Origin of the sequence: Alteromonas sp. AMM-1 (assembly GCF_047290655.1) — a bacterium.
Lineage (GTDB): Bacteria > Pseudomonadota > Gammaproteobacteria > Enterobacterales > Alteromonadaceae > Alteromonas > Alteromonas mangrovi.
Genome location: NZ_JBLBUE010000132.1, coordinates 1 through 10,075, shown reverse-complemented (window position 1 = coordinate 10,075; position 10,075 = coordinate 1). Strand labels below are relative to the sequence as shown.

Annotated in this window: 9 protein-coding genes; 3 read left to right on the top strand and 6 right to left on the bottom strand. The window is 48.6% G+C overall.

The genetic code is table 11. The features are described 5' to 3' along the window. A partial coding sequence (locus ACLR2L_RS15885; RefSeq protein WP_413369463.1) for an insulinase family protein occupies positions 1-1,865 on the bottom strand: 1,865 nt, incomplete at its 3' end. 161 nt (positions 1,866-2,026) lie between these two features. On the opposite strand from ACLR2L_RS15885, the gene ACLR2L_RS15880 reads away from it, so the two are divergent. The 3 genes from ACLR2L_RS15880 to ACLR2L_RS15870 are packed head-to-tail and all read left to right on the top strand — an operon-like array spanning position 2,027 to position 4,202. Further along, on the top strand, positions 2,027-2,590 hold the full coding sequence (locus ACLR2L_RS15880) for an Hpt domain-containing protein (protein WP_413369461.1): 564 nt from the start codon (positions 2,027-2,029) through the stop codon (positions 2,588-2,590). Positions 2,591-2,604: 14 nt separating this feature from the next. Next, a complete protein-coding gene (locus ACLR2L_RS15875; protein ID WP_413369459.1) occupies positions 2,605-3,309 on the top strand; it encodes a TIGR01621 family pseudouridine synthase in 705 nt (234 codons plus the stop codon). A gap of 11 nt (positions 3,310-3,320) precedes the next feature. Beyond that, a complete protein-coding gene (locus ACLR2L_RS15870; protein ID WP_413369457.1) occupies positions 3,321-4,202 on the top strand; it encodes a ketopantoate reductase family protein in 882 nt (293 codons plus the stop codon). Between the two features lie 13 nt (positions 4,203-4,215). Here the strand turns inward: ACLR2L_RS15870 and lysS are convergent, their stop codons facing one another. From lysS to ACLR2L_RS15845, 5 genes are all read right to left on the bottom strand, one after another. Then, entirely contained in the window at positions 4,216-5,760 is a 1,545-nt protein-coding gene (gene lysS / locus ACLR2L_RS15865) for a lysine--tRNA ligase (RefSeq protein WP_413369455.1), read from the bottom strand. Positions 5,761-5,786: 26 nt separating this feature from the next. Continuing rightward, a protein-coding gene (prfB, locus tag ACLR2L_RS15860; protein WP_413369453.1) for a peptide chain release factor 2 occupies positions 5,787-6,885 on the bottom strand; the annotation gives its coding sequence in 2 pieces (ribosomal slippage) (positions 5,787-6,809 and positions 6,811-6,885; 1,098 coding nt in all). A gap of 94 nt (positions 6,886-6,979) precedes the next feature. Then, positions 6,980-7,555, bottom strand: a complete 576-nt coding sequence (locus tag ACLR2L_RS15855) for an NADPH-dependent FMN reductase (RefSeq protein WP_140956008.1) — start codon at positions 7,553-7,555, stop codon at positions 6,980-6,982. A 60-nt stretch (positions 7,556-7,615) separates the two neighbouring features. Continuing rightward, a complete protein-coding gene (gene argS / locus ACLR2L_RS15850) occupies positions 7,616-9,349 on the bottom strand; it encodes an arginine--tRNA ligase (protein ID WP_413369451.1) in 1,734 nt (577 codons plus the stop codon). 8 nt (positions 9,350-9,357) lie between these two features. Then, positions 9,358-10,075, bottom strand: a 718-nt coding sequence (locus ACLR2L_RS15845) for an EF-Tu/IF-2/RF-3 family GTPase (RefSeq protein WP_413369449.1), incomplete at its 5' end; no start/stop codon positions are given.

The following is a 10,075-nucleotide window of genomic DNA, read 5'->3' as shown; positions in this document are numbered from 1 at the left end:
TTTAGTAAATCCAGTGTCGCGTCGAAGTTTTCCGTTAAACTGGAAACAAACACCTGCGAATATCGACCATTACTGGAAAAACTGATCGACGAACCCAACTTAGCTAACGCATTCGACATCGCTTCATTGCTAAAGGACTGCGTGGTTTCGTTCATCATCATCGCGGTTAGTTGTGATAACCCGGCTTTCTCCATTGGGTCGAGCAACATCCCGCCATCCATATCCAGCGTAAAACTCACGGTGGGTGTTTCGTCACTGCTCACACCGATGATTTGCATACCATTGGCAAAGGTATCGCGCCAGAACTCTGGCACATTTACAACGGGGGCAGGACCGGCCTCGGGAACTAAAGAGCGGTCAATTGCGGTGTTACTTTGAACCGGGTCAGTGCTTGTTAGCATACCGTCTGAGCCTTCATCGCTCTCATTCTGCGCAGCTATCTCCCTGGGAGGCTGCACATAAGTTTGCGGCGCGGCAGCCAGCTCAGGTTGCCCGTTTGGTACTACACTCAACACCACCGCTTTTTTGCCTTTAATGTATTTTCTGAAAACCCGGTACACGTCTTCCTTCGTCACGCTATTGTATCGGTGAATGTCTTCGTTTATGAGATCAGGGTTTGCAAAAAACGTTTCGTTATAGGCCATGGTAGACACCTTGCCACTTACGCTTTGTAAACCGTAAATAGTCGATGCTTTGATACTGGCTTTTACGCGCAACAACGCATCGTCATCAAAGGGACGGGATTCAAAACTGTCCAGCATAGACTGAATGGTGTTGTACATGCTGCTCAGACTTTCTTCTGATTCGGGTGATACCAACGCCATTAAATTAAATTCGCAAGCCAATTCGCTGCACGGATGAGAGACACCAGCCTGCACGGCCTTTCCGGTTTTTACCAGCGATTCGTAAAACAGCGATGTTTTACCACTGCCCAGAATGTTCGAGAGGACATCCAGCGCCGCTTCATCTTCGTGCCGCGCATGCACGGTAGGTAACACGATTTGCAGAAGCGGTAAGTGAATATTGTCTTCCAGTGTAATAAAGCGATGCTCAGCTAACTGCGGTACACCGGGTGCTTGCGCATTTACCTGAGGGCCGGGAGGAATATCATTGAAATAACGTTCAATCCACTGTTTGGTTTGTGCAATATCAAGATCACCACCAATGGTTAAAACAGCATTATTAGGGCCATACCAACGTTTGAAAAACGCTTTTAAATCGTTTACGTCAACGCGGTCAAGGTCTTCTACGTAACCAATGGTAAGCCAGCCATAAGGATGGGATGGCGGGTATAAAGCTTCGGCAATTTTCTCGTGACGCTTGCCATAAGGCTGATTATCAACGCGTTCGGCCCGCTCGTTTTTAACGGTTTCGCGCTGAATCTCAAATTTTTCCTGGGTGACTGCGGGCAATAAGAATCCCATTCGGTCAGCTTCCAGCCACAACACCTTTTCAAGTTGATTAGACGGTACGGTTTGAAAATAGTTGGTGCGGTCCCGGTTGGTTGTGCCGTTCAGCGTACCACCCGCATCGGTTACAATTTTAAAATGCTGTTCGTCTGCCACATGCTGGGAGCCCTGAAACATCATGTGTTCAAAAAAGTGCGCAAATCCGGTTTTACCCGGCAGCTCTCTGGCTGAGCCAACGTGATAGGTCATGTCAACATGGACCAGGGGATCCGAAGAGTCCTGATGCAAAATAACGGTTAAACCATTGGCAAGCTGATACTTTTCATAATTAATGTGAACAGGTTGTGCTACACTTTTACTGGTGTCCTCCGACACGGGTAAACGTGTATTTTTAGCGAACTGGCATGCAGATATCGCACAAACACATAAACCGACTAAAATGAATCTAAACGACATGTAGTGATTCCAGGGAAATTAAATGCCAGTCTGTGAAGATAGGAAAACGTTAAACTAAAGTTGAGCACTTTAACAAAAAATATAACTAAAAGTGTACAGCAAATGCGAATACCATATACAAATACCTGACTTAACAATCCACAGTTGAAACGAAAAGCAATATGACAACAATAAATGATCCTATTAATTTCGAATTTGGCCTGAAGCAATTAAATGGCAATATTGCATTACTTTATCGTTTGTTGCGGAAATTTGCTGACGAGTACAGAGATATCGACACACGTTTAACGGCATTGCTCGAGCAACAGGATTTTGCTGGTGCAGAAATTCTGGTCCACACACTGAAAGGTGTGTCAGGCAATTTGGGGTGTAACGCTGTGTTTGATGCAAGCAAAATCGTCAATCAACAGATTAAATCGTTAGAATCCAATAGTGACGATCTCACTGTTTTGTTTACACAGGTAAGTGCAACGGTGGCCATTATTGATGCGTTACCCACTGAAGGCGATGGGTCAGGTGCATCTGCAACACCTCAATATGACAGCAAAGCAGCGGTTAAGTTGTTAATGCAGGCACTGACCAATCATGAATTCATCAGTACGGACAAGCTTAACGGCTGGTTTGACGCCATGGGCGCAACACCGATGCAACGACAGCAGATCAGTTCCGCTATCGATGAGCTGGATTACGATGCTGCACAGCAATATCTTTCGGCACTGGCCTGACACAGACATCCAGCTTGAATATTCTGTTCTCTCACCCCGACTTTATTGTTATTAATAAACCGCCGGGGATAACCATGCACGACCCGCAACATGGCGTTGTACAATGTGTTGAGCAAACTCATCACTTGCAAAGCCTGCATCTGGTGCACCGGCTGGACGATGGCACATCCGGCTGTTTGATTCTGGCAACAAACGCACAGGCAGCAGCCCACTTTGAGGTATTGTTTCGCACCCACCAGGTGCAAAAATACTATCTGGCTTTGAGTGATAAAAAACCCAAGAAGAAACAAGGCAGCATTATTGGCGATATGAAAAACCGCCGAAATGGTCAGCATATACTCCTAAAAAGCCGGGAAAATCCGGCGATCACTCAGTTTCACAGTGTGGGTTTTGAAGGCGCCCCCCGGGCATTCATTGTGCGTCCGTTAAGTGGCAAAACACATCAGATTCGCGTTGCCCTTAAGAGTCTGGGCAGTCCTATTTTGGGCGATACCCTTTACGCAGGCAGTAACGCGGACCGCATGTATTTGCATGCCTGGGGTATTGCATTTAGCTGGCATGGCAAGGCGATCAACGTGTTTTGCTCACCTGAGCACGGCAACGCGTATGTTCATGCTGATTTTTCTGCCTGGCTGTCACAGCAACCTAACCCCGCAACATTGACATGGCCTGCTGTGCCCGGTAAATCCACAACACCTGTTAAGACCGGACCGCAATAATGCGTTGGTGTATGAATATTGTAGGCAGCGGAGCCATTGGGGGACTGTGCGCAGCGGGTGCTCAGCGCGCAAATTTACCTTACCGCGCGATAGTGCGGGAGCACAGCAATAAACTGCGCTTCGTTGAAGGCTTGGATGGCACCATTACCCATCTCGATTATGCTGAGCATGACATTGCGAAACTGGGTGAACATGACGTATTAATTCTGCCACTAAAGGCCTTTCAGATTGGCGATGCTTTGCAGCAATGGCAGAAACGGATCAATAAAGCCACCCCTGTAATACTGTTTCACAATGGCATGGGCGGTACTGAGCTTGCTACGACATGGCTCCCTGACAATCCGGTATTTTTAGCAACCACCAGCCACGGTGCACTTAAACTGAATGCTGACACGGTAAAGCATACCGGCATGGGCAGCACAATGCTGGGCATGGCATTTTCCCATCCGCTGGCAGAAAAACTTCAACCCGTGGTAACAGCGCTTATGGAAGCCTGTATTGGCCCGGTTACCTGGCGGGAGGATATGCAAACCGCGTTGTGGCAGAAGCTTCTCATCAACTGTGCCATCAATCCTCTTACTGCGCTGGAAAACGTAAAGAATGGGGCGCTCGCCAACCCGCAATACCGAGCAACTATACAGTTAGTTTGCCAGGAGGTTTGTCTCACCGCTCAGGCGTGTGGCGTGCAATTGGATGAAGAAAACGCGCTGGAACAGGTACTCACGGTAGTTCGCAATACAGCGGAAAATTATTCCAGTATGCACCAGGACATAGCCCATCGCAGGCCAAGTGAAATTGATGCGATTAATGGCTATGTGGTGCAACAGGCACAAAAAAAGGGTATTGACGTTCCCGTCAATACCCGCTTATTTTTGGCTATAAAGGCATTATAAATAGCGCGCTTTCTTACTGATCATGACTCTCTGGTTTCATGTGTGGGAACAGGATAACGTCTTTGATCGTCGGGCTGTCAGTAAACAGCATGGTTAAACGGTCAATACCAATCCCCTCACCTGCAGTTGGTGGCAAGCCGAATTCCAGTGCGCGGATGTAGTCTTCATCATAATGCATGGCTTCATCATCACCCGCGTCTTTTTCTTCCACTTGTTTGCGGAAACGCTCAGCCTGATCTTCCGGGTCGTTCAACTCGCTGAAACCATTCGCCAGTTCACGTCCACCCACGAAGAACTCAAAGCGGTCGGTAATGAACGGGTTGGTGTCGTTACGGCGCGCCAGTGGTGATACTTCCCACGGATACTCAGTAATAAACGTAGGCTGGATCAGTTTCTCTTCGGCTGTGGCTTCAAAGATTTCACACAGGTATTTACCTGCACCCCAGATCCCATCCACGGCAGGCTCTTTAATGTGCAGCTTTTTCGCCATGGCTTTCATTTCGTCCAGGTGACCTTCAGGATCGCGAATGGCCGCTTCGTTAGCCTCCGGCCAGTATTTCAGAATCGCTTCACCCATACTCAGGCGCGTGAAAGGCTGACCAAAATCATATTTCACTTCACTTAACACGTTGCCTTCTGCATCTTTCGTGGTGTTAGTGATTACCGTATTGCCCAGAATGTCTTCTGCCAACGTTCGCAGCATATCTTCCGTCAGGTTCATCATGTCGTTGTAGTCAGCATAAGCCTGATAGAACTCCAACATGGTAAATTCCGGATTGTGGCGGGTTGACAAACCTTCGTTACGGAAGTTGCGGTTAATTTCGAATACGCGTTCAAAACCACCCACCACCAGGCGCTTGAGGTAGAGTTCAGGCGCAATTCGCAGGTACATATCGATGTCGAGCGAGTTGTGGTGTGTCACGAATGGCTTGGCAGACGCACCGCCAGGGATAACCTGCAACATCGGCGTTTCCACTTCGATATACTTACGCGACGTCAGGTAATTGCGAATACCATTAACGATTTTACTGCGAACAACAAACGTCTCACGGGTTCTTTCACTGGTGATCAAATCCACGTAACGCTGACGGTACTTTGTTTCCTGGTCGGTCAGACCGTGGAATTTCTCTGGCAACGGGCGCAGTGACTTGGTAAGCAGTTCATACTGCGTCATGTTCACATACAAATCGCCTTTGCCTGATTTGTGCAATGCACCTGCTACGCCAATAATGTCGCCGATGTCCAGCGAGCCGTAGCGCGCCTTGATATCTTTTTGGGTGTCTTTGTCGGCATAGGCCTGAATGCGTCCAGTCATATCCTGTAGTAACAGGAATGGACCACGCTTAGCCATAATACGGCCAGCAATGCTCACCTGATTGTCTTGTTCAATCAGCGCATCTTTGTCCAGTTCGCCAAATTGCTGTTCCAATTCGTCGGCATAATGTTCGCGACGAAAGTGGTTAGGAAAGCCATTAGCACGGCAGTTTTCCCGGATCGCGCTTAATTTAGCGCGGCGCTCAGCAATCAATTTGTTTTCGTCGAGTTGTTGGTCGCTCATATTCTGTTCACTTTCAGTTAAAAGGCTTAAAGACCTGATTTAAGGCTGGCTTGAATAAACTTGTCTAACCCGCCGTCGAGTACCGCTTGCGTGTTGCGAGTTTCAACGCCGGTGCGCAAATCCTTAATACGGGAATCATCCAGTACGTAAGAGCGGATCTGGCTACCCCAGCCGATATCAGATTTATTGTCTTCCATCGCTTGTTTCTCGGCAGTTTGCTTTTGCAGCTCAAACTCATAGAGTTTGGCTTTTAATTGCTTGAATGCCTGATCTTTATTTTTATGCTGCGAACGGTCATTCTGACATTGCACTACTATGTTGGTAGGCAAGTGTGTGATCCGTACGGCAGAGTCGGTTCGGTTTACGTGCTGACCACCTGCACCGGATGCCCGGTAGGTATCAATTCGCAAGTCCGCCGGATTAATTTCAATTTCAATGTCATCATCGATTTCAGGGTACACAAATGCTGACGAAAACGACGTATGACGACGGTTACCAGAGTCAAACGGCGATTTGCGAACCAGGCGATGTACACCGGTTTCGGTGCGCAACCAGCCGAAAGCATACTCGCCTTCAAAGCGGATGGTGGCGCTTTTAATACCTGCCACATCACCGTCAGATACTTCAATCAGCTCAGTTTTGAAACCGTGATCTTCACCCCAGCGCAAATACATTCTTAACAACATATTTGCCCAGTCCTGGGCTTCTGTACCACCCGAACCGGCCTGAATATCCATGTAACAACTGCAACTGTCGTTCGGGCCCGAGAACATGCGGCGAAACTCGAGGACTTCCAGCTGCTCAATCAGTTCGTCAAGCTCGCTTTTTGCCTCGTTGAAGGTATCTTCATCCTCGGCTTCTATTGCCAGTTCCAGTAAGCCTTCAACGTCGTCAGCGCCTTGCTCAAGTCGCAGTATGGTGTCGACCACCTGCTCCAACGCTACCTTCTCTTTGCCCAAGGCTTGCGCGCGCTCCGGTTCGTTCCAAACGTCCGGACTTTCCAGCTCGCGATTAACTTCTTCTAAGCGCTCCGATTTAACATCGAAGTCAAAGATACCCCCTAAGCGCTGCGCTGCGCGCCCGGATATCCCGAATCGCATTATGCACTGGGTTAACTTCAAACATGGGTAACCTTAATTCATTGGTGTAGATAAGACGCGCGATATTACCCAATTTAGCCTGTATTTAACAGTCGTTTGTGGGGATCGCGCGCGCAGGATTACGCGCTTTTTAGCTTAGTAGCCAGTTCGACAACCTGTTTGGCCAAACCGGCGAGTTGTTTTTTCGTTTTCTCGTCGCTGATTGCGCCTGACTCATCAACTTTGTCAGCCACATTACCCACCGCAACCTGCGCTGGCGCAACGATACAGCTTAAATTTTGCATTAACATACGCAGTACCACCAGCACCCGCATGCCGCCTAATGCGCCAGGTGATGCAGCCATTAACCCAACTACTTTTTGCTTATAAGCGGCTAACACAGCTTCATCGCCGGTTTTACGCGACGCCCAGTCAATGGCATTTTTGAGTACCGCAGGATAACTACTGTTATATTCCGGACTGGCAATCAGAATACCATCGTGGTCAATCATCAACTGTTTAAACGCTTGCGCTCGCTCTGGAATGCCAAACTCCGCCTCTTCATCTTCGTTGAAGATAGGCATGGCATAGTCTGCCAGATTGATTACGGTAACGTCAGCACCTGCGTCGCGCGCTGCTTGTGCGGCACATTCAACTACTGCCTGGTTGTATGAGTTGCGTCGTGTACTGCCTGAAAAAGCAAGGATCCTGGTCATAGTAAAGCTCTGTTTAAGGTTAATACTGTCGTTATGGAGAAATGCGGCCTCTGTGGACCGCTACATTTTATCCAGTGTTTCAATGCCAAGCAGATCCAAGCCCAGCTTAAGCTGTTTGGCTACCAGTGCACATAGCGCCAAACGGCTGGCTCGCGTGCTGCTGTCGACATCATCTTTCAATATCGGACACGCCTCATAGAAACTCATGTAGTGGCTGGCCAAATCATACAAATAAGCACACAGCACATGAGGTGTTGCATCGCGGGCGACGACGGCCAGTTGCTCTTCAAACTGCAGTAATTGCACGGCTAAAGCATGCTCCTGAGGATGAGCAATACAGATTGATGGAGTTAGTTGAGAGGCATCGACACCGGCGTTGCGAAACAAGCTTTGTGTGCGAGCAAAGGCATACTGTAAGTACGGTGCCGTGTTGCCTTCAAAGCTTAACATGGTATCCCAGTTAAACATGTAATCGGTTGTACGGTTCTTGCTCAGGTCGGCATACTTCACCGCGCCAATACCCACTTTACGCGCAACCACGTTAAGTTCATCTGCATCAAACGCTGAACCGCGGTCCGTGAGTAGCTTTGCAGCGCGCTCTACGGCTTCATCCAGCAGTTCCACTAATTTAACTGTTCCGCCAGAACGGGTTTTGAACGGCTTGCCGTCGCTGCCCAGCATCATGCCAAACGGACAATGCTCATAGCTTTGCTCAGGCTTCATAAAGCCTGCTTTACGGCCTACAATTTCGGTTTGCTTGAAGTGCAACGCCTGACGCGCATCAGTAAGAATAAGCGTGCGGTCTGCATTCAGCGTACCGCTGCGATAACGCATCGCGGCCAGATCCGTGGTGGCATACAAATAACCGCCACCGGATTTTTGCACTATGTACACCGCCGGATTGCCTTCTTTATCAGCCAGCTCAGGAATAAACACCACCTGCGCGCCCTGATCTTCAACGGCGATACCTTTTGCTTTTAACTCTGCCACAACATTTGCCAGGTCGCTGTTGTAGGCCGATTCACCCATTATATCGTTGCGTGAGAGGCTTACATTCAGCTTATCGTACACTTCCTCGCTATGGGAAATAGACACATCAATAAACTGTTGCCACAGTGCAAGACATTGCGCATCACCGCCTTGCAGCTTTACCACATATTCGCGTGCGCGATCGGCAAAGCCGTCTTCTTCATCAAAGCGGACTTTGGCTTCACGGTAAAAGTCTTCCAGGTCGGATAACGCCGTTTCTGCCACTTCATTGTGACTGAGCTTGTCGCTAAGGTGGGCCAACAACATACCAAACTGAGTTCCCCAGTCTCCCATGTGATTCTGACGAATCACATGATGCCCCAGAAATTCGAGCAGTTTTACTACTGCGTCACCGATGATGGTGGTACGCAGGTGTCCAACGTGCATTTCTTTGGCGAGATTGGGTGACGAGTAGTCCACTACAACCGTTTGAGCAGATTGCGCAGGGATACCAGCCCGCTCATCGCTCAGGGCAACATTACACTGGGCCGCTAACCAGTCATCATTCAGGTGGATATTGATAAATCCCGGTCCTGCAATTTCCAGTTTACTGGCTACATCGTCCAGAGCTACCTGCGCTAAAATTTGCTCGGCAATATCCCGGGGCTTTTGCTTGAGTGCCTTTGCCAACGCCATAGCACCGTTAAACTGATACTCACCAAATTCCGGGCGACCGCTACGTGCCACTGGTACGGGGGCATCGGAAATGCCCATTGCGGTTAATGCTTCGGAAAAACGTGATATTAGTAAAGCGTGAATATTCATATCGGTGTTTAGTGCTCGCGTGTTGTAGTAAATTCAATATCCGGATAACGCTCCTGCGCCAATTGCAGGTTTACCATGGTAGGTGCGATATAGGTTAAGTTATCACCGCCGTCCAGTGCCAGGTTTTGTTCGGCTTTACGTTGGAATTCGTCGAGTTTTTTAGCGTCCTTACAATACACCCAACGGGCCGTAGAAACGCTGACATGCTCGTATATCGCATCCACGTTATATTCTGACTTCAGGCGTGCCACTACCACGTCAAACTGCAGCACACCCACGGCGCCTACAATTAAATCGTTGTTAATCAGCGGCCTGAATACCTGCACAGCACCTTCTTCAGATAACTGAATCAGTCCTTTTTGCAGTTGCTTTTGCTTTAACGGATCTTTTAAGCGGATACGTTTAAACAGTTCCGGCGCGAAGTTAGGAATTCCGGTAAAACGATAATCATCACCCGATGTAAAAGTATCGCCGATGCGGATAGACCCGTGGTTGTGTAAACCAATGATGTCGCCGGCATAGGCTTCTTCCAGCAAGGAGCGATCGCCTGCCAGGAATGTCAAGGCGTCGGAAATCCGGACGTCTTTGCCTATGCGGGTATGACGCATCTTCATGCCTTTTTCGTACTTGCCAGAAACAATTCGACAAAACGCAATGCGGTCGCGGTGTTTGGGGTCCATATTGGCCTGAATTTTAAACACAAACCCACTAAATTTATCGTCTGAT

Excerpts from the sequence above, each read along its gene's own strand:
- lysS (WP_413369455.1), bottom strand. The coding sequence starts at position 5,760 with ATGAGCGACCAACAACTCGACGAAAACAAATTGATTGCTGAGCGCCGC.
- ACLR2L_RS15880 (WP_413369461.1), top strand. The coding sequence starts at position 2,027 with ATGACAACAATAAATGATCCTATTAATTTCGAATTTGGCCTGAAGCAA.
- argS (WP_413369451.1), bottom strand. The coding sequence starts at position 9,349 with ATGAATATTCACGCTTTACTAATATCACGTTTTTCCGAAGCATTAACC.
- ACLR2L_RS15855 (WP_140956008.1), bottom strand. The coding sequence starts at position 7,555 with ATGACCAGGATCCTTGCTTTTTCAGGCAGTACACGACGCAACTCATAC.
- ACLR2L_RS15870 (WP_413369457.1), top strand. The coding sequence starts at position 3,321 with ATGAATATTGTAGGCAGCGGAGCCATTGGGGGACTGTGCGCAGCGGGT.